The sequence below is a fragment of the Rathayibacter sp. CAU 1779 genome (genome assembly GCF_054551755.1).
Map to the genome: position 1 here is coordinate 53,378 of NZ_JBTOLK010000005.1, position 25,147 is coordinate 78,524.

Below are 25,147 nucleotides of genomic sequence, written 5' to 3' on the forward strand. Positions count from 1 at the left end.
GCCCGAGCATCGAGCCGACGCGAGCTGTTGGACAACGCCGAGGGGCGATCCCCTCTGATGGACAGCGCCGACGCGAGGTGTCAGGCCGCCGGCCCCACCAGCTGGATGAGGTTGCCGCACGTGTCGTCCAGCACCACGCCCACGACGGGACCCATCGGCGTGGGTCCGAGCGTGAAGCGCACGCCTTCGGCACTGAGCTCCTCGTAGGCGGCGACCACGTCGTCCACCCCGAACTGCGCGGCAGGAATCCCCTGCTCGCGCAGCGAGGCCGTATACGCCTTCGCTGCCGGGTTGCTGCCAGGCTCCAGCAGCAGTTCGACGCCGTCCGGCGCGTCCGCACCGACGACGGTCAGCCAGCGGTCCTCCCCCACCGGGACGTCCGTCTTCGGCAGGAATCCGAGCATCCGCGTGTAGAACTCGAGCGCCTTCGCCTGGTCGTCGACGAAGACACTCATCACTCTCAGGTGCGCCCGCACGGGATCAGTCGTCGTCGGAGTCGACCGCCGAGATGAGCGCGTCGACGGCGGTGATGAGGTTGTGCAGCGCCTGGCGTTCGATGGAGTTCTCCGGCAGCTGCTGGATGTCGAAGCTCGCGGCACTCGCTGCCTGGCGTGCGTCGGCGATGAGTGCCTGCGTCTCGAGATCGGCCATGATCGTATCCCCCTGAACGTCGTGGTGATCACGAGTCTAGATCGTGCTGGGACCCTCCTCCTCGTGGGGGAGGAATCCTCACTGAGCACGTTCTCTCGAGGTACGCCTTCGCAACACGACCCGGTCGTCCGTCGGTGCGGAAGGCCGTTGTCTCAGTGCGCCAGGGCGATGCCGTCCACCACGAGAGGGAACAGGGTCGACGCGATCCGCTCGAGTTCCTCGTCGAGCGGAGACGCCTGTACGAGCAGCAAGGTCACACCCGCCCGTTCGAACTCACGGATGCGCTCCGCCACCTGCTCTGGCGTTCCGACCAGGTTCGGGCGAAGTCCGCGCGTTCCCACCGAGTACTCCCGCCTGGACACTTCGACGTCCAACTGCGAGTGGGCGACGAACTCCTCGAATGACGCGTAACCAGGCGAGTTCGGATCGACGGTCGTGATGCGTTCCAGCTCCGCCGCGGCTTCGGCCTCGGTGTCGCGCACGATCACGTACGCGGCCATGCCGACCTCGGCGAAGTCCTCGCCCTGCCTGCGTCTGCGACGCGCGTTGACATCCGCGATCTTGACCGACACCTCGTCGGGCGTGCCGCCGTGGATCACGTACGCGTCGGCGAAGCCGGCGATCGCCTCCCTGCCGTCCTCGCTCTCCCCGCCCGCGAAGATGCGGGGGGCGACGCGGGGCTTCGGGCTGAGCACCGCATCCTGAACGTCGTAGAAGTCCCCGGTGACGCTGAACGGCTGCTCGCGCCACATGCCGCGCAGGATGTTCACGAATTCGCTGGACTGCACGTACCGCTGGTCGTGTGCGGCGAACTGGCCGCCGTACTGGCGGGCCTCCTCCGCCCACCAGGCGGAGACGACGTTGAGCGCGAACCGGTCGCCGCTGATGTCCTGCAACGTCGCCGACGTCTTGGCTGCCACCGTCGGCAGGTGGAACCCTGGGCGCACCGCAGTCATGATGCGCAGCCGCTGAGTGACAGCGGCGATCGCCGACGACAACGACCACGCCTCCAAGCTCGGCGCTTCGACTCCCTTGCGGTCGTTCAGGTACAGCTCCGGCACGAGCGTGATGTCGTAGCCGAGCCTGTCGGCCAGCTGCGACACCTCGCGGATGTACTCCCAGGAGGCCGCCATGCGACCCTCGTCGCGGATGTTGCGCAGAAAGCCGCCGTATACGGGCGTCCAATAACCGATCTTCATTGCAGTACGGGTTCCTTTACTGCCACGAGGGCGTGTTCGAGGTCGGCGACGAGATCGTCGGGGTCTTCCAGGCCGATGGAGAGGCGGATGGTCGAACGGGAGAAGCCGGCGGCATCCAGCTGCTGCTGTGTGAACCTGCTGTGCGTGGTGGTCGCCGGATGGATGACAAGACTGCGCGCATCGCCGATGTTGGCGGCGAGCGAGAAGATGCGCAGCCGATCGATGAACGCGCCCACCTCCTGCTCCCCCGCTGCCAGGTCGAACGAGAACACGGATGCCGCCGCCTTCAGCTGCCGACGCGCCCGCTCGTGATCCGGATGCGACGGCAGGCCCGCGTAGTGCACCGCCGACACCTTCGGGTGGGCGGCGAGCGCTGTGGCGATCGTCAATGCACTGTCGGTCTGCCGTCGGATGCGCAGGTCGAGCGTCTCGATCCCCTGCAGGATGAGAAATGCGCTGTGTGCAGCAAGCGCAGGCCCGAGGTCGTGGGCGTGCTTCACCCGCGCGTAGGTGATGTAGGGGCTGGACCCCTCCGGCAGATCGGTGGCGAACGTGACACCGCCGAACCGCGAGCTCGGCGTGGTGAACTGCGGCCAGCGCTCCGGACGCGCCGTGAAGTCGAAGGTTCCGCCGTCCACCACGATCCCGGCGAGCGCGGCACCGTGGCCGCCGAGGAACTTCGTCGCCGAGTACACGACGACGTCGGCACCGAGGTCGATGGGTCGCACCAGCGATGGCGCCACCGTGTTGTCGACGACGAGCGGAACATCGAGCAGGTGGGCGGCATCCGCCAGTGCGCGCAGTTCTGGAACGCGTCCGGTCGGATTGTCGACCGATTCCACGAACCAGGCACGGGTGCGCTCGGTGGTCGCAGCGACCCAGGCCGCGACATCCGACGGATCCACAAACGTGGCAGCGATGCCGAAATCGGCGAACGTGTCGCCGAGCAGGTCGACAGTCCCGCCGTAAAGACGGTTGGATGCCACGACGTGCTGCCCCGCGCGAGCCAGCGCGAGCAGCGCTATCGCCGTAGCGGCCTGCCCGGATGCCACCGCGAGTGCAGCGACACCGTTGTCGAGCGCGGCGACCCGTTTCTCGAGCACGGCGTTCGTCGGGTTGCCGGTGCGGCTGTAGAGATTTCCCGTCGCACGCAGAGCGAAGATGTCTCGGGCGGTCTCCCAGTCCGGAAACTCGTAGGCCGCGCTCTGGTAGATCGGCACGACGGAGGTGTTCTGCGCGGCACCCGGCACGAATCCCGCGTGCACCTGACTGGTCGCAGGCGCCCAGCCGTACTGGTCGAACCGGCTGTGCGTCTCACTCTGCTCCGTCACGCCGCGACCCCCTCGACGATCGAGACCGTTCGGCGGATGATCGGCTCCGCACCTTTCCGCTCGAGGAACTGCACGATCTCAGCGCTCACCGTGCGGTGCGTCGCGTCGTTGAGGGCATCGTGCACGCCGCCGGCGACGACGACGAGCTCGACGGAAGCGCTGAGGGAGCGGTACGCGCCGAGCGCCTCGTCGATGCCGGTGATCGGGTCGTCGCTGCCGTGCACGGCGAGCACGGGCACCGTGAGCGTCGTCTCCTGCAGTCGGTACACGATCTCCGGGCGAAAGGTCTGGGCCGCCGGCGCGGAGAGATCGGCGAGAGCGGCCAACCGGCCTCGGTGCACCACACACGAGGTGCGCTGCGCGATGCGCTCCTCGTCCGACGCCGGCGCCACCCACGCGCCGAGGCCGCCGATTCCGGCGAGAACGACCGCATCGACCTCCCATCGAGCTGCCAGGAGCGCGGCAACCACCGACCCGGAGTCGGAGCCGATCAGGGTCACTGTGTCGGAAGGGTCGAGGTCGCTCACCGCCGCGATCCCACCGGAGGCGATTCCGGCCGCAGCGAGCCCTTCAAGGGTCGCGCCTGCTGGAGGGGCTGCCGCATCCAACCAGGCTGAGTCGATCTCCTCCAGGGGTGGGAGCCGAGTGACGACGACGTCGTAGCCGTCATATGCCAGGCGGTCGCCGAGGCGTTCGTAGAGCTCCTCGGTCTCGCCGCGACCTGGGAAGACGACGACAGTGCCGCGTCGGCGGGAGGTGTTTCGATGGGGATGAGTTGCAGCGGGACGCAGTGCATGGCAGATCGGCACGGATGCTCCTTCGAACGTCTGCACTCAGGGGTACTACGACGCCGGGACACATTTCAACACAGCAGGCACATATTGAGATATGTGTCACGATTTGTGTTTCAACGACTTCGTCGTGGCGCACCTGCTACCACTTTCTGCGGTTGAGAACGCTCGGAACGCGGCATATCCCGCGGCTGCACATCGCCTCTTCTCGGCCGCCATCAATACAATCGGGGCTGACACATCACACGGTGAACGGGGATTCTTATGTCGACGATCGAGATGCGTCCTCTCGCAGTCAGCCCGCAGTGGCTCCTGCAGCGCATCGACGGCGCGACCTCCGCAGACCTCAGCTCAGGGCTCGAGCAGCTCATCCGATCTGGCACCTTGGCTGCGGGAACGCAGCTTCCGACCATTCGCGACCTCGCGAGTGCCGCTTCTACGAGCGTCGGCAGCATCCTCACCGTCTGGAATCACCTGCGCGAGGCCGATCTGATCGAGACCCACCGACGTGGTGGCACGACGGTGCGCGCCGTGCACGCGGCTCATGTCGTCTCCGATTGGTCCTCCCTCGATTTCCAGCAGGGCGAGCCCGACATCTCACTTCAACCGGATCTGAGCCAGGCTCTCCTCGACAGCCTCACCGCGCCGAATCTCAACGTCTTCGGTCGTGAGTACATGACGGAACGTCTCCGGTCGGCCGTAGCACCGGATTGGCCCTTTGAAGCCGAGTCCTGGACGACGGCAGGCGGCGGCACCGAGGCTCTCCTTCTCGCCACCGCTGCCGCAGCCGCTGCCGGGTCCACGGTGGCCATCGACGAGCCGGCCAGCCCTGGATTCCTGGACACGCTCCGCGATCTCGGTCTGCGGCCCGTCCCCGTCGCCACCGACGATTCCGGTCCGCTGCCTGAGTCGCTCTCCGACGCGATCGCGGCGGGCGCGACGGCGTTCGTCTTCCAGCCGGGCGCCCCGTTCGCCGTCGATCACGCGGTGACCCCGGAACGAGCCGATGCCCTGGCCGATACTCTGTCGCGCCCGGAGAACGCCCACGTCACGATCGTGGAAGACGACTCGATAGGCCCTCTCGCCCGACAGTCCGTACCCACCCTCGGCCGGGTTCTCATCGGACGGGTCGTTCGCGTCCGCAGCTACTGCAAGGCGTACGGCATCGACGTGCGGACATCCGTGATCGGCGGTCCGCGTTCTCTCATCGAGCGAGCCATCGGTCTGCGCAGCCACGGGGTCGGATCGAACAGCCGCATCTTGCAGAACGCGCTCGCGTTCCTGATCGAGGACGACGTCGCAAATGCCAAGGTCGCGGACGCGCGCGCCCGCTACGCACGTCGCACCCAATTGCTCGTCGACAGTCTTCGCCAGCGGGGCGTGACCGTGCATGTCGGCGCGAACAGCATCGTGCTCTGGGTCGACGTGGCTGACGAGACCGACGCCTTGGTCGCTCTCGCCGCGAAGGGCATCCTGGCGGGCGCCGGCTCCAAGTCCTTCATCGCACGCCCGGCGCATCCCATGATGAGGCTCTCGGCGATGCAGCTCCCCGAAGACGACACCGCACTCTTCGAACGATTGTCGGACACCGTCGCCGTCGCTGCGCGCGGCGGCACTCGTCAATTCTTCGACTGATCCTCTTCGCACGACTCCTGGCGCCGTCGGGACGCTTCGCGAGCGCACGCCATCCGGTGCGTCGGCCACGATCATCGTCGGCGCAACCTCCCGCAGATCGACCCGTCGCTGTTGACCGAACATCATCGCGATATCAGGGGTAACAAAAATACAAAATGGACAACAAACGCCTCACCGCGCTGACGGATCAGTAGCGTCACTCACGCAACACCTGGCTCCTGATTTGTTCCGTGCCGCGCATCGCGGCGATGACAGTGCGTTTGAGAGGTGCATCCATGTCCATCCAGATTCTCGGAATGGTTTCCACAAACTTTGGATCGGAAAGCGCGGGGTGGCGAGGGCCGGTCGTCGACCCCACGTATCTGGCCGAGTTTGCCAAGGCTCACGAGGAGGCCGGATTCGACCGCGCGCTCGTGGCACACAGTGCGAGTTCGCCCGATGGCTTCGCCGCAGCGGCTCACGTGCTCTACAACACGGACCGGCTCGGCGTTCTGATCGCACAACGCCCGGGGTTCGTCGAGCCGACCCTGACAGCGCGCAAGATCGCCACGCTCGAGAACCTCACTGGGGCGGGACGTGTCGCGATCCACCACATCACAGGCGGCAGCGATCTCGACCAGCGCCGCGACGGCGACTTCCACGACAAGGAGGCGCGCTACCGTCGCACCGCCGAGTTCATCGAAGTGCTCCGTCGCGAACTCACCTCGGAGGAGCCCTTCGACTACGCCGGTGAGTTCTATCGCTACGAGGGCGCCTTCAGCTCGGTCAAGCCGCTCGGCGAGGTGCCGATCTTCTTCGGCGGCCAGTCTGACGACGCGATCCGCGTCGGTGGCCGCTGGGCCGACGTCTTCGCCCTGTGGGGCGAACCACTCGCCCAAACACGCGAGCGCATCGACCTGATCCGAGGTGAGGCGGCCCGTCACGACCGAACGATCGACTTCTCGCTCTCGGTACGGCCCATCGTCGCCCCGACAGAAGACGAGGCCTGGGACAAGGCCGCGGCCATTCGCAAGGCATACGCGGCCAACATCGAGGCAGGTGTCGGACGCAAGTGGCGAGTCGGGCGGGGGCAGAACACGGCGGTCGGCGCCCAACGGCTCAAGGACGAGGCAAACGAGAAACTCGTGCACGACGAGCGTCTCTGGTTCGGTGTGACCCAACTGAACGACGGCGGCGGCAACTCCACTGCGCTCGTCGGAACACCCCAGCAGGTCGCCGACGCACTTCTCGAGTACTACGACCTCGGCATCCGCAACTTCTTGATCCGCGGATTCGACCCGCTCGCCGACGTTCGCGACTGGGGCCGCGAGCTCGTCCCACTTCTGCGTGCGGGCGCAGCCGCCCGTGAAAACGATCTGGTCCCCGCGTGATCCGCACGCCACGACAGAGGAATGCACACGTGAGCAATTCAGTGAAGAAGACCGTGAACGCGGCCGCCCTCCTGGTGATCGCAGCGCTCGGCCTGACGGGTTGCGCCACGAGCGCCGCGGATGCGGGCACGCGACCGTCCGATTCCAACGGAGCGATTCCCGCTGCCAGCCATCGCGGCGACACCCTCACCTGGGGCTGGTCGCTGCCGTCGACCTGGGATCCGGTGACATCGGCCGTCGGGAACGACGTGAGCGCGTTGTCGCTCGTCTACGAGGGAGTCACCGAGGAAGACGCCAAGGGCAACGCGGTCCCCGGTCTGGCGAAGTCCTGGACCTATGCGAAGGATGGCAGGTCGGTCACCTTCCACCTGCGAACAGGGCTCACGTTCTCCGACGGAACCACGCTCGACGCTGCCGCCGTCAAGTCGAGTCTTGAGCGCGGGATCACCGAGAAAGACTCGACCGTTGCCGCACAGCTGACGGACATCCAGACCATCACCGCGGACAACGCCACCGATGTGACATTGCACCTGACGCAGGTCGACTATCAGATCCCCCTCCTCCTCTCCGGCAAGACGGGCCTGATCGTCAGCCCGAAGGCCGCTCAGGATGACGTGTCCAAGCTGGCGACACGGCCCGTAGGAGCCGGTCCCTTCATCCTGAAGTCGTATGTGCCGGGTTCCCAGGCCACGCTCGTGAAGAACCCCGACTACTGGAACGCCGACAAGATCCTGGTGAAGAATTTCAACCTCAAGCCGACTCCTGATCCGTCGGTTGCGGTCGCGGGCCTCCAGTCGAACCAGTACGACATCGCCGACGTCACGTCGTCGCAGGTGAGCGCTGTCACAGCAGCGGGATTCCCCGTCGAGACCACCAACGTGCTCCCCGTTCGCGTGCTCGACGTGAACAACACCGTCGCTCCATTCGACAACCCCAAGGTGATCCAGGCCATCAGCACCGCGATCGATCGCGACGCCCTCGTCAAGACGGCGAACTTCGGATACGGTCAGCCCGACTGGCAGCCTTTCCCGAAGGGATACGTCGCCTACAACACGTCGCTGGACAAGCTGTACCCGCACAGCACGTCCAAGGCCAAGAAGCTGCTCAAAGAAGCCGGCTATGCGAACGGCGTGAGCGTCGAGCTCGCAATCGGTACGGCGGAGGATCCGGTCGGAGAGCTGCTGCAGCAGCAGCTCAACGAGGCCGGCATCCACACCACGCTGGTCGTGCAGACGCCGGGATCGAACAACTACATCACTCGCAAGTACCCATTCGTGCTCGATCAGTTCAACGCCAGGCAGTCACCCGTTCAGGCTCTTCAGGTGCTCTTCGGCGCACAGGGACTGATGAACCTGGGCAAGACGACACCTGCCTCCCTGGCACCGGCCGTCGCGAAGGCGAGCGGATACGCGCTCGTCGATCCCGCGTATCCCGCTGCGATCCAGGCCGCGACCAAGGAAGCCGTGAAGAACATGCCGAATGTCTTCCTGTTCACCGTGACGCGATTCGAAGCCCACACCGAGAAGGTGCACGGATTGCAGCACTGGGTCGACATTCAGCGGTTCGAGAACGTCTGGGTCGAGAAGTAGGCGAGACGTCATGACGACTCTCAACGTGCGGGGCGGTGTCGGTCGATCGGTCGATGCCGCCCCTGACGCGGGGACCGCACGGTTCTCGTCGCTTCCCCTGCTGATCAGCACGGCAGTCGCCCTTGGCCGATCCCTGCTCATCGCCGTTCCCGTACTGCTGGTGTCCACCTTCATCACGTTCATGCTCGGCGGGCTGACCAAACAGGACCCAGCGTCCCTTGTCCTCGGCGATGCAGCTACCCCACAGGATGTTGCTCGCATGCGCGAGGTGTTCGGTCTCGACAAACCCCTGATCGTTCGCTACTTCCTGTGGCTCTGGAATGCGCTGCACGGCGATCTGGGCTCGTCGTGGTTCACCAAGATCCCGGTCACCGACAGCATCGCTCAGCGGCTCCCGGTCAGCCTTTCGGTCGCCGTCTTCGCGTTGCTCATCGCCGTGCTCCTCGGCGGAACGTTCGGCATCCTCGCCGCTGTCAGACAGGGCGGGTGGCTGGACCGCACCGTGACCCTTGTAACCTCGTTCCTGGCGACCGTCCCCGGTTTCATCGCCGCCATCGCGCTGATCATCCTGTTCACTCTGGTCATTCCCGTCCTGCCCTCCGGCGGATGGGTCGCCCCTTCGGCCGGGCTCGCGAAATGGGCGAGCTTCCTCGTGCTTCCGTCTGTGGCCCTCAGTCTCGACACGGCGGCCGATCTCGCGCGGCAGCTGCGCACAGGGCTCGCCGGCACCCTGCATGAGAACTACATCGTCGGAGCCCGCGTGCGAGGGTTCTCGAACACCCGGATCATCCTCGTGCATGCTCTCCGCAACGGCGCCGGCCCGGCGGTCGCAGTGCTGGGCATGCACGTGCCGCGCCTTATCGGAGGGGCCGTCATCGTCGAGACGGTCTTCGCACTGCCCGGAATCGGCAGCCTCACCAAGACGGCCGCGCTCGAAGGCGACGTCCCCGTCGTGCAGGGCGCGCTCCTGGTGACCATCGTGCTCGTGCTCGTCTCCTCTGCCGTCGTCAACGTCCTTCTCATCAGGCTTCGGCCAGCTGCACGGAGAGAAATATGAAGCAGATCGCCTCCGCCCTGCACACGAGGGCCGGTCTGATCGCGGCAATCGTGCTCGGCCTCGTTCTGGTGATCGCGATCATTGGACCGGCCATCGCCCCCTTTGATCCCGTGAAGAACACCGCGGCCATCCTTCAGCCGCCGAGTACGACGCACTGGTTCGGCACCGACTACCTGGGCCGCGATGTGTTGAGCCGTGTGCTCGCCGGTGCACCCCTTTCGGTGTTCACTGCCCTCGAAGCCGTCGGGATCGGCCTCGTCATCGGCGTCATCCCCGGAATCACGTCGGTGTATCTCGGACGAGCGTACGAGTGGATCACGCTCCGCGTCATGGACGGCCTCATCGCGCTGCCCTTTCTCATCTTCGCCATCGCGGTGGCCGCGCTCCTGGGCAATGCAGTCCAGCAGGCGATGATCGCGGTCGGAATCCTGATCGCGCCCTCGTTCTATCGCATCACGAGGGCCGCGGTCCTCAGCCATGCGAACGCCCAGTACGTGACCGCATCGCAACTGTTCGGTGCATCGCTGTTCCGTGTGATCCGCACCCACGTGTGGTCGAAGATCCTGCCGACGCTTGTCGTCGCCACCGCGAACGCCACTGCCGCCGGACTGCTGATCGTCTCGTCCCTCACCTTCCTCGGCATCGGCGTCGTCCCGCCGGATCCGACATGGGGCGGCATTCTCGCGAGCGATCTCAGCTACCTCTCACAAGCTCCGTACGGGCCGATCTTTCCGTCGCTTCTGATCATGGCCACCGTCGGTGCGCTCAATCTGCTCGCCGACGCCATCAAAGACACCAGCGGCGATCACGGCCGCGTTCAACTGTTGAGGAGGCGAGATCGCCGTGTCAGTACTTCTTGAGCCCAGCGTCGAAAACGTCCTACGCACATCCGACGTACCCCGCAATGCGGAGGGCGTCCCTGCCCCGTTGCTGCACGTCCACGAACTCAGGGTGGGCATCGCAACAGGAGCCGAAGTCGTGCACGGTGTCAGCTTCGACGTGCCGAAAGGGACGACCATCGGGCTCGTCGGTGAGTCCGGAAGCGGGAAGACCATGACCTGCCGGTCGATTCTCGGTCTTCTCCCTGCGGGAGCGGAGATCACCGGCGGAGAGATCCGGTTCGCCGGCGAGGCGATCACCTCGCTGCCCGCTCGTCAGGCTGCGAGGCTGCGTGGAAGTCGGATCGCGGCCGTCTTCCAGGATCCGGCCTCCTATCTCAATCCGTCCATCACCGTCGGCGCTCAGCTGGCAGAGGTCTTCAGGGTGCAGGGCCGGCTGAAGCGGAAGACCGCGCGGGCCGAAGCGATCGATCTGCTGCAGGCGATGGGTCTCCACCGTCCCTCACACGTTTACACCCAGTATCCGTTCGAATTGTCGGGGGGCATGCTCCAGCGAGTTCTGATCGCCATCGCCATCGCCGGCGATCCCGAGCTGCTGATCGCCGACGAGGCCACGACGGCTCTCGATGTGACGGTGCAGGCGGAGGTGCTGGAACTCCTTTCCCGGCTGCGCAGGGACCGCGACCTCACGCTGGTCGTCGTCTCGCACGATCTCGCCGTGATCGCCCAGGTGAGTGACGAGGTGCATGTCTTCCGCGACGGGCACATCGTCGAATCCGGTCCGACGCGGACGGTGCTGCGGGAACCACAACATCCGTACACGCGCTCGCTCGTGCAGAGCCACGAACGGTTCGGCATCGATCGCGTCCGCCGACAGAGAGACGACAGATGACAGCGCTACTCGAAGTCTCAGGGCTACAGGTGGAACTCGGTCATGGCCGTAAGCGGACCGAGGTGCTGCACGGCGTCGACTTCACCGTCGAATCCGGGCAGATCATCGGCCTCATCGGGGAAACGGGATCCGGTAAGACGACACTCGCGAGAGCGATTCTCGGCCTCGTGCCTGCGACCGCAGGCACGGTGGCGGTCGAAGGGCGCGACACCACGCCTTTGCGTCGGGGGGCCCTTCGCTCGTTCCGCCGTTCAGGAGTCGTGCAATACGTTTTCCAGGATCCGCTTCGGAGTCTCGATCCCGACCGAACCGTTTTCGACGCTCTGGTGGAGGGACTCGTCGTGCAGGGCGGCAGATCTCGCCCAGAACTGCGGGATGCCGCCGAACGCATCGCGCATCTGGTGGCGCTTGCCCCCGACCTCCTGGCAAAGCACCCAGGAGAGCTCTCCGGCGGGCAGCGGCAACGGGTTGCCATAGGTCGCGCGATGGCGGTGGAGCCGCGGCTGCTGATCTGCGATGAACCGGTGAGCGCGCTCGACGCTTCTGCTCGAGTCGCGATCATCGAGCTGCTGCTCGCGTTGCGGCGGGAGCGCGGTCTCGGCGTCGTCTTCATCACCCACGATCTCGGATCGCTCGGAGGCGTCGCCGACAGGGTGACGGTGCTCTATCGGGGAAATGTCGTGGAGAACGGCACCACCGGCGAGGTGTTGCTCGGTCCACAGCATCCCTACACGCGCCTCCTCGTCGGATCGGTGCCGTCACTTTTCGACGACGAGCCCCTCACCCCGGATCGACGCAACGAACTGCGCGATGCAGTGCGCGCGATGGAACTAGATGGCGAGCACGGGCCGGCCGTCGCCACCACCCGATGACAGGAGCACGGTGACCACTCGCGATACCGGCACTCTCGACTTCGAGACACGTCAGGTGCATGCCGGCGAGCGCTATGACGGCGTCTTCAGGCCGCGCATCACGCCCATCTATCTGAGCGCCGGCTACGTCTTCGACGACTTCGACCAGGCAGAGGCGCGGTTCGCCGGCGACGACGCCGGGTTCTTCTACGCACGGAGCGGGAATCCCACGAACGCGGTCGCGGAGGCACGACTCACGTCCCTTGAGAGCGGCAAGGCAGCCGTGCTTACCGCCAGCGGGCAGGCCGCCACCGCCTCGACCCTCCTCAGCCTCGTGGGCTCCGGCGACCACATCGTCAGTTCGCCCAGCGTCTATGAGGGGTCCAAGGGACTCATGGGCGACGCGTTCGCGCGTCTGGGCGTGACCGTCGACTATGTCAACGACGCGGACGACCTCGCTGAGTGGGATGCGCTCATCCGCGATACCACCCGGCTGCTGTTCGCCGAGACGATTCCGAATCCCAAGAACGACGTGCTCGACATCGAGGGAGTCGCCGGCGTTGCCGACAGACACGGGCTGCCGCTCGTGATCGACAACACCGTCGCGACGCCCTATCTCGTGAGACCCCTGGAATACGGCGCCAACGTCGTCGTGCACTCCACGAGCAAGTTCCTCACCGGGCACGCGACATCGCTCGGTGGGGTCGTCGTCGACGGTGGCTCGTTCGACTGGGCACATCACGCCGATCGCTACCCGCAATTCCAGGCCCCGTTTCGAATCGGCAGGGAGAGCTGGACCGAACGGTACGGCGAGACCGCATTCGCCGAATACACCCGCGCGAGGCCGCTCGCCGCCTTCGGACCGACAGCATCGCCGCTGAGTTCGTTCCTGTTGCTTCAGGGCTTGGAGACCTTGTCCCTTCGCATGGAGCGTCACTGCGCGAACGCCCTGGCTGTGGCCGAGTGGCTGGAGCGGCAGCCTGAGGTGAGGTATGTCGATTACTCCGGCCTGGCCTCAAGCCGATACCACGATCGCGCCCGCAGGTACTTGCCGAACGGATACGGCTCCGTCTTCGGGTTCTGCGTCGAAGGCGGGCGCGCGGCTGCACGCCAGGTGCTCGATGCGTTCGAACTCTTCACCCGGATGACCCACATCGGTGATGTGCGATCGCTCGCCATCCATCCCGCGAGCACGACGCACGCGAAGATCTCCGCCGCGGAACGCGCCGCCGCCGGCATCGACGATGGACTCATTCGCCTCTCGATCGGCGTCGAGAGCGCACGCGACCTGATCGATGATCTGGATCAGGCGCTTCAGGGACTGCGGGCTCCGCGCACGCCAGACGTGTCGACCATGGCAAGCGTCTGACACGCCGCCGCGATCACGCCGTCAGGAGCGCTCCGACGCGTTCCTTCTCGAGCAAGCCGCCCAGGAAGGCTGCGATGCTCCGGGGTCCGGAAACCGGTGATGATGCTTCGACATCCGGGTTGTAGTTCGTGTTGGTGTTGATGTCGTAGACGACGGTGCGACCGTCCTCCGTCTCGATGAACTCGATACCGGCGATCAGGATGCCCGCCCGTGCCAGAAGCACCTCCAAGTCGCGGATCAGCGGATGCGTGGCATCGATCTCACTCCTCAGGCTGAACGCGCTTACCGACGCCGCTCCCCCGGGCACCACGCAGGCATCGGCAGGGCACAGCTCGAAGCTGCCGGCGCTCGTGTCCACACGTACCGCGTACACGAACCGACCGCCCACGAATTCCGCGCGCGTGACGAACGGCTCCCTCGCGCGGAGGTATTCCTGCACGAGATAGACGCCGTCCGCCGACTCCTCGAAGTCGGCTGAGGCGACGTGACGTTCCAGCTCGCCGTGAGAGTCGAACCTGCGCACACCAAGGCCCTTGCCGCCCTGATTGTGCTTCGTGATGAACGACCCCTCGAACGCCCTGGCACGGGACAGCAGATCCGCGACGCCGAAAGCTGCGGAGGTGCGCGGAACGTCGAACCCACCCGATCGCAACAGTCCATGCTGGGCGACCTTGCTCACTTCGAGCTCGAGCACATGGCTCCCGCCGACGACGGTCGCGCCCCACGATTCGAGCCAGGCCAGCACGGCCCTGGTGTAGTCCTTCGAGTGTCGATGGTCTCTGGTGTGGGCCGATGCGCTCATCCGCGACCAGTACACGCCGGGTGCCGGCTCCGAATCGAGGTCGATCCCGCCGTCGATCAGAAGAATCTCCTCGACCGGCACACCCTCGGCGTCGAACGCCGCCTTCAGCGGCGGAAACCATTCCGGATTCTCGTGGATGACGTACACGCGGGATTCGGCCATGGTCCGAGCGTATGGAGGTGCGCAACGTGGCGAGCGAATGTTGCGATTCGTCTCACACCATCATTCGCCCGGGCGCAAGAACCCTGAACCGCCCCTCACCGATAGTCCCGCTCCCGGTACTGCCCCGCCTCGTCCGCCGCCTCGATCCGCTCGCGTTCCCTGGCGCGCAGGTCGATCCGCCGGATCTTGCCCGAGATCGTCTTCGGCAGCTCGGGCACGAACTCGATGATGCGCACTCTCTGGTGCGCGGAGAGCCGTTCGAAGGCGAACGCGAAGATGGCGCGCGCCGCGGCATCCTCGTCGGCGGCCGCCTCGGCCGTCACCGTCACGTACGCCTTCGGCACGGCGAGCCGTACCGGGTCGGGACTCGGCACGACGGCCGCCTCCACCACGAAGTCGTGCTCGAGCAGCACGGACTCCAGTTCGAACGGCGAGATCTTGTAGTCGGATGCCTTGAACACGTCGTCGGCTCGCCCCACGTACGTGAGATACCCGGCCTCGTCCCGCGAGGCGATGTCCCCGGTGTGCCAGTAGCCGCCGCGCCGCGACCGGGCAGTGGCATCCGGTTCCCCGTAGTACTCGCGCATGAGCCCCAGGATCGGGTGCGACAGGTCGAGGCACACCTCGCCCTCGGTCTCGGAGACCTCCCCGGTGACCGTGTCGACGAGCACCACCGGATATCCCGGCAGCGGACGCCCCATGGATCCGTCCTTCACGCGCTGCCCGGGCGAGTTGCCGACGGAGCACGTCATCTCGGTCTGGCCGTAGCCGTCGCGGATGGTCGAGCCCCAGGCATCCCGCACGCGGTGGATCACCTCGGGATTGAGCGGCTCGCCGGCGCCGACGAGCTCGCGCGGCGGCGTCGAAAGGCGGGTGAGGTCGGCCTGGATGAGCATGCGCCACACCGTCGGCGGCGCGCAGAACGTTGACACTTTGTGCGTCTGCATCACGTCCATCAGGGCAACCGCGTCGAAGCGCGCGTAGTCGTAGACGAACACCGTCGCCTGGGCGAGGAACGGTGAGTAGAAGCTGCTCCACGCGTGCTTCGCCCATCCCGGCGACGAGATGTTGAGATGTACGTCACCTGGGCGCACACCCAGCCACCACATCGTGGAGAGGTGCCCGAGCGGATACGACACGTGCGTGTGCTCCACGAGCTTCGGCCGGTTCGTGGTGCCCGAGGTGAAGTACAGCAGGCTGGTGTCGCCCGCCGGTGTCGGGCCGTCGGGCGTGAACTCGTCGGAGACGTCGTGCGAGGCCTCCACGGCGACCCATCCGGCGGGCAGTCCCGCGCCGACGCCGATCCGGATCAGTGACGGGTCGAGACCGTCGAGCCGATCGGCGAGGTCCGTGAGCGTCACGACCGCGCCTGCCTCGCTCTTCTCCACCCGAAATGAGAGGTCGGAGGCCGACAGCAGTGTCGAGGTGGGCACCGACACAGCACCGACCTTCGCGATGCCGAGCATGATCTCCCACAGCTCGATCGTGTTGTTCAGCATGACGATCACATGCGAACCGCGGCGGATGCCGAGCCCGATCAGCCAGTTCGCCACCTGGTCGCTGCGCCGCGACAGCTCCGCGTAGCTCCACGAGCGTGCGCTGTTGTCCGCAACCACGATGGTCACCGCCGCGCGATCCGGATGCTCCCCCGCCACGACGTCGAACCACTCGAGCGCGAAGTTGAACTCCTCCAGCTGTGGCCAGTCGAATCCCGCGACTGCCCCGTCGTAGTCCGTCGCATGCTCGAAGAGGAAGTCCCGCGCTGCGCGGACTGCGGCGGTCCCCGCCGTGGCGGGACGCGGACGGAAGGTCATGAGTGCTCCAGTGCACCGGGGCCACGGATCCGGCTGAGCGAGCCCGTCACCGTGGCGCGAAACGATTCGGGTCGGTGGCAGCCTACCGCCGGCTATCCGAACAGGCCGCCGTCCACCCAGCCGCCCCGGCCGAACCAGCCCCCGCCGTCGTACCCGGACCCGGATGCCGAGCCGCTCGATCCGCTGCCCGTCCACCTCGACCCGAGGTAGCTGTCCACCACGGCGACGCCGAGGTCGTCGAGCTCGGGTGCGACGACGCGCCCGTCGACCCGCTCGGCCAGCGAGTCCACGAAGCGCGCCAGCCCCGGGTCGGATCCGAGCCGGAAGATCGTGATCTGCGCACCCAGCCGCTGCGAGACGTCCAGCTCGTCGACCGTGTGCGCGATGGTGATCGGATGCGGCGGGTAAGCGAACCGTACGGATCCGTCCGCCTCCAGGTGCGACGTCGGCTCGCCGTCGGTGACGACGAGGAGCACGGGCTGCGCATCCGGATGCTTGCGGAAGTGCCTGTTCGCCAGCAGCAGCGCATGATGCAGGTTGGTGCCCTTGTCCCACATGGCGTCGAGACCGGTGAGCTCCTCGATGTCCATCACCTGCGCGTGCCGGGAGAATCCGATGAGCTGCAGACTGTCGTCCCTGAACCGGGTGCGGATCAGCGTGTGCAGCGCGAGCGCCGTTCGCTTCATCGGCACCCAGCGGCCGTCCATCGCCATCGAGAACGACGTGTCCACCAGCAGCGCCACGGCAGCCTGTGTACGCGTCTCGGTCTCGGCGACCTCGATGTCGTCCAGCTCCATGAGCCGTCCGCCCGGCCCGGCCACGCGCGGCGCAGTCCCACCTGCCGCCCTGCGCAGCACGCCGTTCAGGATGGTGCGCGGGATGTCCCACGGCTCCGTCGCTCCGAACTCCCACGGCTTCGTGGCACCGGATGACTCCCCCGCCGCCCCTGCGAGCCGCAGGTCGCGCTCCCCGGCGCGCCGCGACATCCGCTTGGCGATGTCTTTCAGCAGGCTCTGCCCGAGCTGCCGCATCGCCTTCGGCGTCAGCTGCAGGTTGCCCTGCGAGTCACGGCGGAACGTGTTGCTCTGGCGCAGGGCCTGCTCCAGTTCGCGCAGCGTGCGCGCGTTCACGGCTGCTTCGTCGCCGAGCTGCCTGGCGAGCTTGTCGAGGTCGACGTCGTCGAGACGCGCGCCGTTGTAGCCCTGCGACAGCTGCTCCGACAGCTCGTCGAGGTCCGCGATGTCGGAGAGCACCTGCGCGCCGTCGGCGAGCCCGAGCGGCTGGTCGCCGTCGAAGCGCTCGGATCCGGTCCAGTCCTCGCCAGGGCGCAGCGCCTGCAGGTTGCCGTCCAGGTCGGCGAGCTGCTGCATGAGCTGCGGGGATCCGAACGCCTGAGCCGACAGCTCCATCAGCTCCTGCCGCTGTTCCTCCGTCATCGAGTTGAGCATGCGCTGGGCGGCGGCCGACCGGGCGGCGAGCGCGTCGATCAACTCGTCGACGTTCTGCGGATTCTCCGGGAAGTACTGGCCGTGCCTTGCCATGAACTCCTCGAAGTCCTGCGGTGTGTCTTCCCCGCGTCGATGCTTGTCGAGCAGCTCGTTGAGATCGGACAGCATCTCGTTCACCTGCTGCCGGTCCTCGTCTGTGACGTTCTGCAGGGTCTGCTTCATGCCCTCGAAGCGCTGGCCGAGCAGTTCCTGCCCGAGCATGTCCTTGATCTTCTGGTAGTCAGCACGGGCCTGCGGCGATCGCCAGTCGTAGTCGCCGAGCTCGTTCACCGCCGCCGATGTCGAGGACGGCAGGTTCTCCAGGCGCATCTCGGCGAAGGAACGGTCGGTGTCGTCCATGTCCACGTCGCAGGCGAGCTGCTTGCGCTCCTCCAGCACTGCGTGCTCGAGGAGTTTCTGGATCTCCTGCAGCGTGCCGCCGAGGTCGTGTCGCCGCAGCAGATCCCGCCGTCGCTCGGCGACGCGGCGTGCCAGGTCGTCGAGGCCCAGCTGGTCGCGGCCGCCTCGGCGCAGGTATTCGCTCAGTGCGCGCTCAGGGGAATAGCCGGCCATGACATCCTCGCCGATCGCGTCGAGCGCTTCCGCGAGGTCGACGGGCGGCGCCAACGGGTCACCGCCGTCGTACCGACGGAAGCGACTGACGTGACTCGGCCCCTTGCGGGCGTCCGAATGCTCAGCCATAGACGGTCTCGCTCCCATCGGTGTCCTTGCCGATCTTGCGCGCGAGGTAGAGGCCCTCCAGCGCCAGCTCGATCGCGGCGGCGCGCTCGCCGTCGGTGTGTGCACCGAGTCGTTCCACGACCTCGTCGTATGCCGGGGATTCGCCCAGCATGGGAAGTCCGGCGAGGAACTCGGCCGCGGTGACCCGCTCGCCGGTGGTGATCATGGCGCCCGACTCGATGGCCGCTATCAGCGGCGCGAAGTCGATGCCGCGGAAGTGCGCGCGCACCGCGTCGGCGGTGGCCGTGCGCAGCAGGTGGGTGAGCACCTCGGACTCGCGTCCCTGCTCCCCCGTCTCGAACTCGATCTTGCCGCCCAGCACGTCGACGGCGGTCGTGAGGTCGACAGTGCGAGCCACTGCCTCGTCCTCGCCGCGCGACGTCCCGCGGTGCAGCGCTGCGGCCGCGATGGTCTCGGCTCCGGCGATCGCGAAGCGCGCGCTGACGCCGCTGCGCTGGTCGATCGAGCTGGATTCGCGCAGGTTGCGCGTGAACCGGGCGAGGATCTCGACGAGGTGATCGGGGACATCCGCCACCAGCTCCGCCTCCTGCCGGATGACGGCGATCTCCGCCTCGAGCTCGCGCGGGTAGTGCGTGCGGATCTCGGCGCCGAACCGGTCCTTCAGCGGCGTGATGATGCGGCCGCGATTCGTGTAGTCCTCCGGGTTGGCGCTCGCCACGACGAGCACGTCGAGCGGCAGCCGCAGCACGTAGCCTCGGATCTGGATGTCCCGCTCTTCCATCACGTTCAGCATGGACACCTGGATGCGCTCCGCCAGGTCGGGCAGCTCGTTGATCGCCACGATGCCGCGGTGGCTGCGCGGGATCAGCCCGAAGTGGATGGTCTCAGGATCGCCGAGCGAGCGACCCTCAGCCACCTTCATCGGGTCGACGTCTCCGATCAGGTCGGCGACGGACGTGTCAGGCGTCGCGAGCTTCTCCACGTAGCGCTCACTGCGGTGCCGCCACGCGACGGGCAGCTCGTCACCCAGTTCGGCAGCCCTGCGGATCGACTCGTGCGTGATCGGCTGATACGGATGCTCGCCCAGCTCCGACCCGTCGATGACGGGCGTCCACTCGTCGAGGAGTCCGCCGATGGTGCGCAGCACACGCGTCTTGCCCTGTCCGCGCTCGCCGAGCAGCACGATGTCGTGTCCTGCGAGCAGCGCGCGCTCGAGCTGCGGGATGACCGTGCTCTCGAATCCGTGCACGCCGGGCCAGGCATCCTCCCCGGCGCGGAGCTTGGCGAGGAGGTTGTCGCGCACCTCGGAACGCAGCGACTTCTGCACGTGACCGGATGCCTTCAGCTCACCCAGCGTGCTGATCCGCGGCGGCTGCGAGGTGCCTGCCGTGCCGTTCGTGCCCGTCGGTGCGCCGTGCTGCGAGGGGTACTGCTGAATCGAAGGGGTCATGCTTCACGATACGCACGGTGCCCCTGCTATCGGGTGGATGTCACGCAGGGTTCACACGGACCGTCGCCTGGCTCGTCCGGCACGCCCTGATCCGGTCAGAGTCGCCGGCGGACTACTCGGTGAGCGGAGGAAGGTCGGTGCCCGCCCGCTCGGCGTGCCGCAACCGATCCGGGTTCCGCAGGGCGACGACCGTGAGCACGGCATCCATGACGGAGAGGTGTGCGAGCCTGCTCGCCGACGCTGCCATCTGGTCTGGCAGGTCGTCGCCCGCGACCACGATCGGGATGTCTGCGAGTCGGGCCAGAGGAGACGCCGCCTGGTTCGTCACAGCGACGAGCGCCGCTCCACTCGAGCGTGCGGCGTCGCAGACGGCCAGCGTCTGCGGAGTTCGCCCTGTCGAGCTGAAGGCAAGCGCGACGTCTCCCTTGCCCAGCAGCCGGGAAGCGATGAGCGCGGACATCTGATCGGCCACGTTGTTGGCCGGGACGCCGATGGAGTTCAGTCGGAATGCGATGTCGACGGCCACGGCAGCGGAGGTGCCGGCACCGATGACGAGCACGCGACGTGCACGGCCGAGCTTGCGAGCCGCGCGTTCCAGCGCATCCGCGGCGACGGCGCCTTCGACCGCCGACAGGGCTCGACGCCCGCCGTCCAGCGTCGTCGCGAGCACGTCAGATGCCGGCGTCGTCGCGTCGAGGCGGGGCGACGGGGTGAAGAACCTTGCGGATCCGCGGGCGTAGGCGAGGCCGAGCTTGAGGTCGGCGAATCCGCTGAATCCGACGGCCCGAGCGGCACGGACGACCGTCGGGGCCGAAACACCGGCGCGAGCAGCCACCTCCGCCGTGGTGCCGCCGGCGACGAACTGCGGATCGTCGATGACGAGACGGATGACACCGGCGTCGCTCGAGCGGAGCCCGGCAAGTCTGGACTGAAGATAGCCGCGGAAACCCTCGGCATCGAGCCTCAAATCAGAAACTGGATTACCGCTTGATTCCTCCACAGGTAACACCATAACATCCAGGCATGACCCCTGTATCCGAACTCGACGAGCACAGCCAGGCACCGGGCGAGACGCTGCGCGAGCACCTCCGCGCCATCCCGAGCCTCGTCGGCACACCGCCCGGATTCGACCCCGCGACCCGGCCAGACACGCCGCAGGAGCTGTTCCTCGATTGGCTCCGTTCCGCTGAAGCGGCCGGCATCCCCGAGCCTCACGCGATGACGGTCTCGACGGTCGATTCCGACGGAATGCCGGACTCGCGGCTCTTGGTGCTCAAGGACCTGACGGCGGAGGGCGCCTGGTGCTTCGCCGGCAAGCGTGACAGCGCGAAGGGCCGCCAGCTCGCTGTGAACCCGGTCGCGGCGCTGACGTTCTACTGGCGCGACCAGGTACGCAGTGTGCGCATCCGCGGGCGGATCGTCGAGGGAACCGACGACGAATCGCGCCGCGACTTCCTCGCTCGCAACCCCGAGGCCCGGGCGATCGCGTTTTCCGGAACGCAGAGCGCACCCCTGGAGTCGCACGAAGCGCTGACCGACGACCTCGAGGAGGCCAGGCGGAGGCTCGCCCGGCAACCGGATGCTGTGCCGGCGGCGTGGACGGTGTGGCACCTCCACCCCGACACGGTGGAGTTCTGGGAGGGCGCGACGTCTCGCATCCACACGCGCCTGCGGTACGACCGCGCGTCGCGGGGCTGGAGTGCTCAGCTGCTGCGCCCCTGACGCGGACGCTGGCCGAGGCCGTCGGCGTCAGAACAGCGTCGCCGGCGTCACGAAAGACGCCGCGTACCTCAGCTGCGCTGTGTGCCGGTCAGCACCCCGGAGGCGAGCACGTGCCCGTGCACGAGCTCGAGCAGGTCCCTGATGCCGTCGGCGTCGTGCGCTTCGATCACCGTGTCGAGCGCGTAGACGTGGAATCCGTAGTGGTGCACGCCGTGTCCCGGCAGTGGACGCGGACCGCTGTAGCCGACCCAGCCGTGGAAGGCGGGCACGTAGTGCACCCGCAGATTGCCGGGGGTCATGGCGCCCTCGGGGATGCCGGGCACACCGGTGGGCGATGCGGGCTCGAGGAGCGCGATGGTGTGGATGATCGGCTGCGCCATCGGCACATCCGTGTCCTCGATGATCAGCAGGATCTGCTCGGTGCCCTCCGGCAGTCTGCCCCAGTCGAGTCCGGGAGACACGTTCGGGCCGCGGCCGGTGCCGCTGTGCTTGCGCGGGATCTCCTTGTCGGCCTCGAACGACGGCGAGGTGATCGTGAGGGCGCCGAACGATCCGCTCGCGTTGAGCTGCGGCGCGAACTGCACGCTGCCGCCGGGATCGGTGCGCTTGCTCCGCAACGCCCAGCCGAGAGGGGTGATGATCCAGTCAACGAGGGCCACGTGCGCCGTCCTTCCGTCACGCCGGTGCGGGTCGGCGCGGTCGTTTTCCGCGGGAAGCATCGCGACGAGCTTCGGCCAACGCCATCGCCCTGCGTGGGCAGTCCCGTCATGCCCATGCGAAGAAGCAGCGTACCGACAACGGAGTCGATGGTGAAAAAGCGCGCGATGATTCCAGAGACGACCGCTCCGTCGGCGGCGATCGATCAGGCCGCGGCGTACCGCCCGGACCGCACCGCGCGCGCCCTTGCCTTCGCCGCCTCTTCCTCGCGGTTCTTCGGCGGAGTGGTGGCGACCAGGTCGTCCAGCAGATGCTGGGTGAGGTGCGCGATCTCGTGCACGGCCCGGTCGAACGCCTCTTGATTCGCCTTCGACGGTTTGGTCGTTCCGGCGATCTTGCGCACGTACTGCAGGGCTGCCGCATGCACCTCGTCGGAGGTGGCCGCGGGCTCGAAATTATGGAGAGTGTGGATGTTGCGGCACATGTTCATGACGATAGGCGCCGAGTTCCGTGGCCTCAATGCCTCGCGACAATAGGCTTCCCGTGTGAGTCCTTCACCCCGCGAGTTGTTCGACGCCGCGTCCGCCCGACGAGCCATGGAGCTCGCATGAGGTCGAATCGGCTTGAGGCGTTCAGCGACGGCGTGCTCGCGATCATCATCACGGTCATGGTGCTCGGACTGGCCGTGCCGGAGGGCGTCACCTTCTCATCGCTCGTCAACGACTCGGGCCTCGGGCTGCTCACCTATTTGCTGAGCTTCATCTACATCGGCATCTACTGGAACAACCATCACCACCTGTTCCAGCTGCATCCTCAGGTCGACGGCACCGTGCTCTGGGCGAATCTGCACCTGCTGTTCTGGCTCTCGCTGTATCCGTTCACGACGGCCTGGCTCACCAAGACCGACGTCGCACTCGTTCCGACGGTGGTCTACGGACTGAACCTGCTCTGTGCGGCGATCGCGTACTTCATCCTGCAGTCGGTGATCCTGCGGAGGCCGGGCGGGGAACGGCTGCGGGATGCCATCGGCCGCGACGTCAAGGGGTGGCTCTCCCCCGTGCTCTACCTGCTGGGCATCGGGCTGGCGTTCATCCTGCCGTGGCTGGGGCTGCTGCCGTTCGTCGCGGTCGCGGTGATGTGGCTCGTTCCCGACCGTCGCATCGAGCGTTATATCCGCTCACATCCCGACGACGACGCCTGAGACGGATGCACGCCGACTCGGCTGCGCAGTACAGCAACCGAAAGCGGTCAGCGCCTGCGACTATGCCGCCTGAAGCGGTGCACTGAAGGACTTGCGCAGCGATGAGGGTCCGATCAGGGGGAGCAGGCTCGCCAGCACCTTGCCCTTGAACGAGCTCGGCGTGCGGACGAGCTGCACGTCGATCCGCGTGCCGGTCTCGGTGGGCGTGAGCTGGAATGTCCAGCCGCCGCCTGCGCCGAACAGCTTCGAGTCCAGCGTGGTGATGCTCACCCGGCGAGCGATGGGATCCCACTCGTAGCGCTCGCGCTCCCATGCGGCGTCAGTGCCCTCCGTCACTTCCGCCCACGTGTCTCCGAGCTCGTGCACGGTGAAGTGCGCGGCATCGATGGACGGCCACTTCTCGACGCGGTTCGGCCCGAAGTCGGTGAGCACGTCGAAGACGTCCGCGGGATCGAGAGTGGATTCGAGTGAGAACTTCGTGACGGACATGGTCGGCATCCCTTGCTGTCGTGAACGGGTGGACGGATCGCCGTCCGCTGATATCCCGGACTCTCATGACTCCGGGGCTTCGTGCGGCGTCCGAGGAATCCTCGTCCGGCTGATCCGATCTCGACGCTAGGGGTCGGGATCGCCCGTGTTAACCCCGGCCCGGACAGACCCGGGGTCGCCCCAGGGGGATGCACGGGCGCCGCACGGACGCATGCACGGCATCGTCGGATGGGTCATCGATCGAAAGGGAATCAGCCATGAGCATCGACACCACATCCGAGGTTCAGAAGTCCGTGACCGACGGTGCTGCGAACTCCACGCCGGCCACGGAGACACCCATCAAGCTGGAGGTCGTCGTGCTTCCGGTCGCCGACGCCGACCGCGCCCTGATCTTCTACGAGCGGCTCGGCTGGAAGCTCGACGTCGACCTGAAGGTCGCCGACGACTACCGCGTCATCGAGTTCACGCCGCCCGCCTCGCCCACCTCGATCATCTTCGGGGTCGGCGTCACCGACGCCGAGCCGGGCTCGACCAAGGGCCTCATGGTCGTCGTGAACGACATCGAGGCGACCCGCGCCGACCTCCTCTCCCGAGGTGTCGAGGTCAGCGAGATCTTCCATGACGCCACCGGCGTCTTCCACCACGCCGGCACGACGGCGCGCATCCCGGGGCTCGCACCGAACCGCGGCTCGTACGGCTCGTTCCTCTCGTTCGAGGACCCGGACGGCAACCAGTGGGTCGTGCAGGAGGTGACCACGCGCATCCCTGGCCGCATCGCACGCACGTCGTACGACACGCCGCAGGAGCTCGCGGGAGCGCTGCGCCGCGCGGCCGCCGCTCACGGTGAGCACGAGGCGCGGATCGGTCACGAGGATGCCGACTGGCCCGACTGGTACGCGGAGCACATGGTGCGCGAGCAGGCCGGACAGCCGCTTCCGGAGTGATCCGTCGGCATCCGCGACGAGGTCAACGGCGGGCGGCCGGAGTTCCTGCGTCAGCAGACGGGGACGACAGTGCGGTCTGACTCCCCTGATCCGCCGCCGATGAGTCGACCAGGGCGAGACCTCGGCAATGTGAACGACGAAGG

Annotated in this window: 24 protein-coding genes; 11 read left to right on the forward strand and 13 right to left on the reverse strand. The window is 67.0% G+C overall.

Going from position 1 to position 25,147, the window contains the following annotated elements; all coding sequences use genetic code 11:
• Positions 1 to 80: 80 nt before the first annotated feature.
• The 5 genes from ACX9R5_RS17925 to ACX9R5_RS17945 form a co-directional block, all read right to left on the reverse strand.
• Positions 81 to 455 (reverse strand): VOC family protein, encoded by a 375-nt coding sequence (locus tag ACX9R5_RS17925; protein ID WP_459410426.1) that lies wholly within the window; start codon positions 453 to 455, stop codon positions 81 to 83.
• 25 nt (positions 456 to 480) lie between these two features.
• Complete coding sequence (locus ACX9R5_RS17930) at positions 481 to 651, reverse strand: hypothetical protein (RefSeq protein WP_170023395.1); 171 nt, start codon at positions 649 to 651, stop codon at positions 481 to 483.
• Between the two features lie 152 nt (positions 652 to 803).
• Positions 804 to 1,850: an LLM class flavin-dependent oxidoreductase gene (locus tag ACX9R5_RS17935; RefSeq protein ID WP_459410427.1), complete on the reverse strand. Its 1,047-nt coding sequence runs from the start codon at positions 1,848 to 1,850 to the stop codon at positions 804 to 806.
• Positions 1,847 to 3,181, reverse strand: coding sequence for an O-acetylhomoserine aminocarboxypropyltransferase/cysteine synthase family protein (locus tag ACX9R5_RS17940; protein WP_459410428.1), 1,335 nt, complete (start codon positions 3,179 to 3,181; stop codon positions 1,847 to 1,849). Before ACX9R5_RS17940 ends, ACX9R5_RS17935 begins: the two co-directional genes overlap by 4 nt.
• A complete protein-coding gene (locus tag ACX9R5_RS17945) occupies positions 3,178 to 4,014 on the reverse strand; it encodes an alpha/beta hydrolase (protein WP_459410429.1) in 837 nt (278 codons plus the stop codon). Before ACX9R5_RS17945 ends, ACX9R5_RS17940 begins: the two co-directional genes overlap by 4 nt.
• A 222-nt stretch (positions 4,015 to 4,236) precedes the next feature.
• Between ACX9R5_RS17945 and ACX9R5_RS17950 the strand changes: the two genes are divergently transcribed.
• The 8 genes from ACX9R5_RS17950 (at position 4,237) to ACX9R5_RS17985 (ending at position 13,574) form a co-directional block, all read left to right on the forward strand.
• Positions 4,237 to 5,607: an aminotransferase class I/II-fold pyridoxal phosphate-dependent enzyme gene (locus ACX9R5_RS17950; protein ID WP_459410430.1), complete on the forward strand. Its 1,371-nt coding sequence runs from the start codon at positions 4,237 to 4,239 to the stop codon at positions 5,605 to 5,607.
• Between the two features lie 296 nt (positions 5,608 to 5,903).
• On the forward strand, positions 5,904 to 6,977 hold the full coding sequence (locus ACX9R5_RS17955; RefSeq protein ID WP_459410431.1) for an LLM class flavin-dependent oxidoreductase: 1,074 nt from the start codon (positions 5,904 to 5,906) through the stop codon (positions 6,975 to 6,977).
• A 29-nt stretch (positions 6,978 to 7,006) separates the two neighbouring features.
• On the forward strand, positions 7,007 to 8,566 hold the full coding sequence (locus tag ACX9R5_RS17960; RefSeq protein ID WP_459410432.1) for an ABC transporter substrate-binding protein: 1,560 nt from the start codon (positions 7,007 to 7,009) through the stop codon (positions 8,564 to 8,566).
• A 10-nt stretch (positions 8,567 to 8,576) separates the two neighbouring features.
• A complete protein-coding gene (locus ACX9R5_RS17965) occupies positions 8,577 to 9,623 on the forward strand; it encodes an ABC transporter permease (RefSeq protein WP_459410433.1) in 1,047 nt (348 codons plus the stop codon).
• On the forward strand, positions 9,620 to 10,483 hold the full coding sequence (locus tag ACX9R5_RS17970; protein ID WP_459410434.1) for an ABC transporter permease: 864 nt from the start codon (positions 9,620 to 9,622) through the stop codon (positions 10,481 to 10,483). The genes ACX9R5_RS17965 and ACX9R5_RS17970 overlap by 4 nt, the downstream gene beginning before the upstream one ends.
• Positions 10,484 to 10,574: 91 nt before the next feature.
• Positions 10,575 to 11,354 carry an ABC transporter ATP-binding protein gene (locus tag ACX9R5_RS17975; RefSeq protein WP_459410435.1) on the forward strand — a complete coding sequence of 260 codons (780 nt, stop codon included), beginning with the start codon at positions 10,575 to 10,577 and terminating at the stop codon, positions 11,352 to 11,354.
• The gene (locus ACX9R5_RS17980) at positions 11,351 to 12,226 is read left to right on the forward strand and encodes an ABC transporter ATP-binding protein (protein ID WP_459410436.1); all 876 of its coding nucleotides are present in this window, start codon (positions 11,351 to 11,353) and stop codon (positions 12,224 to 12,226) included. Before ACX9R5_RS17975 ends, ACX9R5_RS17980 begins: the two co-directional genes overlap by 4 nt.
• Before the next feature lie 10 nt (positions 12,227 to 12,236).
• Entirely contained in the window at positions 12,237 to 13,574 is a 1,338-nt protein-coding gene (locus ACX9R5_RS17985; RefSeq protein WP_459410437.1) for an O-acetylhomoserine aminocarboxypropyltransferase/cysteine synthase family protein, read from the forward strand.
• Between the two features lie 13 nt (positions 13,575 to 13,587).
• On the opposite strand, the gene ACX9R5_RS17990 is transcribed toward ACX9R5_RS17985, so the two are convergent.
• From ACX9R5_RS17990 to ACX9R5_RS18010, 5 genes are all read right to left on the reverse strand, one after another.
• Complete coding sequence (locus tag ACX9R5_RS17990) at positions 13,588 to 14,538, reverse strand: ATP-grasp domain-containing protein (protein ID WP_459410438.1); 951 nt, start codon at positions 14,536 to 14,538, stop codon at positions 13,588 to 13,590.
• 95 nt (positions 14,539 to 14,633) lie between these two features.
• Positions 14,634 to 16,352, reverse strand: a complete 1,719-nt coding sequence (locus ACX9R5_RS17995) for an AMP-binding protein (protein WP_459410439.1) — start codon at positions 16,350 to 16,352, stop codon at positions 14,634 to 14,636.
• A 92-nt stretch (positions 16,353 to 16,444) separates the two neighbouring features.
• Complete coding sequence (locus ACX9R5_RS18000; protein ID WP_459410440.1) at positions 16,445 to 18,541, reverse strand: vWA domain-containing protein; 2,097 nt, start codon at positions 18,539 to 18,541, stop codon at positions 16,445 to 16,447.
• Positions 18,534 to 19,991, reverse strand: a complete 1,458-nt coding sequence (locus ACX9R5_RS18005) for a magnesium chelatase (protein ID WP_459410441.1) — start codon at positions 19,989 to 19,991, stop codon at positions 18,534 to 18,536. Before ACX9R5_RS18005 ends, ACX9R5_RS18000 begins: the two co-directional genes overlap by 8 nt.
• A 112-nt stretch (positions 19,992 to 20,103) precedes the next feature.
• Positions 20,104 to 20,958: a MurR/RpiR family transcriptional regulator gene (locus tag ACX9R5_RS18010; protein ID WP_459410442.1), complete on the reverse strand. Its 855-nt coding sequence runs from the start codon at positions 20,956 to 20,958 to the stop codon at positions 20,104 to 20,106.
• 56 nt (positions 20,959 to 21,014) lie between these two features.
• Between ACX9R5_RS18010 and ACX9R5_RS18015 the strand changes: the two genes are divergently transcribed.
• Positions 21,015 to 21,713, forward strand: a complete 699-nt coding sequence (locus tag ACX9R5_RS18015) for a pyridoxine/pyridoxamine 5'-phosphate oxidase (protein ID WP_459410443.1) — start codon at positions 21,015 to 21,017, stop codon at positions 21,711 to 21,713.
• 68 nt (positions 21,714 to 21,781) lie between these two features.
• Here ACX9R5_RS18015 and ACX9R5_RS18020 read toward each other — a convergent pair whose 3' ends face one another.
• Both ACX9R5_RS18020 and ACX9R5_RS18025 read right to left on the reverse strand, forming a co-directional pair.
• A complete protein-coding gene (locus ACX9R5_RS18020) occupies positions 21,782 to 22,372 on the reverse strand; it encodes a YbhB/YbcL family Raf kinase inhibitor-like protein (protein WP_459410444.1) in 591 nt (196 codons plus the stop codon).
• Between the two features lie 203 nt (positions 22,373 to 22,575).
• Entirely contained in the window at positions 22,576 to 22,854 is a 279-nt protein-coding gene (locus tag ACX9R5_RS18025) for a DUF2277 domain-containing protein (RefSeq protein WP_459410445.1), read from the reverse strand.
• Positions 22,855 to 22,977: 123 nt separating this feature from the next.
• Here ACX9R5_RS18025 and ACX9R5_RS18030 point away from each other — a divergent pair, with 123 nt between their 5' ends.
• On the forward strand, positions 22,978 to 23,571 hold the full coding sequence (locus ACX9R5_RS18030) for a TMEM175 family protein (RefSeq protein WP_459410446.1): 594 nt from the start codon (positions 22,978 to 22,980) through the stop codon (positions 23,569 to 23,571).
• 60 nt (positions 23,572 to 23,631) lie between these two features.
• On the opposite strand, the gene ACX9R5_RS18035 is transcribed toward ACX9R5_RS18030, so the two are convergent.
• Positions 23,632 to 24,060, reverse strand: a complete 429-nt coding sequence (locus ACX9R5_RS18035; protein WP_459410447.1) for an SRPBCC family protein — start codon at positions 24,058 to 24,060, stop codon at positions 23,632 to 23,634.
• Positions 24,061 to 24,317: 257 nt separating this feature from the next.
• Here ACX9R5_RS18035 and ACX9R5_RS18040 point away from each other — a divergent pair, with 257 nt between their 5' ends.
• Positions 24,318 to 25,004 (forward strand): VOC family protein, encoded by a 687-nt coding sequence (locus ACX9R5_RS18040; protein ID WP_459410448.1) that lies wholly within the window; start codon positions 24,318 to 24,320, stop codon positions 25,002 to 25,004.
• Positions 25,005 to 25,147: the final 143 nt, after the last annotated feature.

Coding starts and splice junctions, on each gene's coding strand:
- ACX9R5_RS17955 (WP_459410431.1), top strand. CDS start 5,904: ATGGTTTCCACAAACTTTGGATCGGAAAGCGCGGGGTGGCGAGGGCCG.
- ACX9R5_RS17935 (WP_459410427.1), bottom strand. CDS start 1,850: ATGAAGATCGGTTATTGGACGCCCGTATACGGCGGCTTTCTGCGCAAC.
- ACX9R5_RS17990 (WP_459410438.1), bottom strand. CDS start 14,538: ATGGCCGAATCCCGCGTGTACGTCATCCACGAGAATCCGGAATGGTTT.
- ACX9R5_RS17970 (WP_459410434.1), top strand. CDS start 9,620: ATGAAGCAGATCGCCTCCGCCCTGCACACGAGGGCCGGTCTGATCGCG.
- ACX9R5_RS18040 (WP_459410448.1), top strand. CDS start 24,318: ATGAGCATCGACACCACATCCGAGGTTCAGAAGTCCGTGACCGACGGT.
- ACX9R5_RS18015 (WP_459410443.1), top strand. CDS start 21,015: ATGACCCCTGTATCCGAACTCGACGAGCACAGCCAGGCACCGGGCGAG.
- ACX9R5_RS17950 (WP_459410430.1), top strand. CDS start 4,237: ATGTCGACGATCGAGATGCGTCCTCTCGCAGTCAGCCCGCAGTGGCTC.
- ACX9R5_RS17995 (WP_459410439.1), bottom strand. CDS start 16,352: ATGACCTTCCGTCCGCGTCCCGCCACGGCGGGGACCGCCGCAGTCCGC.
- ACX9R5_RS18025 (WP_459410445.1), bottom strand. CDS start 22,854: ATGTGCCGCAACATCCACACTCTCCATAATTTCGAGCCCGCGGCCACC.
- ACX9R5_RS18000 (WP_459410440.1), bottom strand. CDS start 18,541: ATGGCTGAGCATTCGGACGCCCGCAAGGGGCCGAGTCACGTCAGTCGC.
- ACX9R5_RS17980 (WP_459410436.1), top strand. CDS start 11,351: ATGACAGCGCTACTCGAAGTCTCAGGGCTACAGGTGGAACTCGGTCAT.
- ACX9R5_RS17965 (WP_459410433.1), top strand. CDS start 8,577: ATGACGACTCTCAACGTGCGGGGCGGTGTCGGTCGATCGGTCGATGCC.
- ACX9R5_RS17930 (WP_170023395.1), bottom strand. CDS start 651: ATGGCCGATCTCGAGACGCAGGCACTCATCGCCGACGCACGCCAGGCA.
- ACX9R5_RS17925 (WP_459410426.1), bottom strand. CDS start 455: ATGAGTGTCTTCGTCGACGACCAGGCGAAGGCGCTCGAGTTCTACACG.
- ACX9R5_RS18005 (WP_459410441.1), bottom strand. CDS start 19,991: ATGACCCCTTCGATTCAGCAGTACCCCTCGCAGCACGGCGCACCGACG.
- ACX9R5_RS18030 (WP_459410446.1), top strand. CDS start 22,978: ATGAGGTCGAATCGGCTTGAGGCGTTCAGCGACGGCGTGCTCGCGATC.
- ACX9R5_RS18035 (WP_459410447.1), bottom strand. CDS start 24,060: ATGTCCGTCACGAAGTTCTCACTCGAATCCACTCTCGATCCCGCGGAC.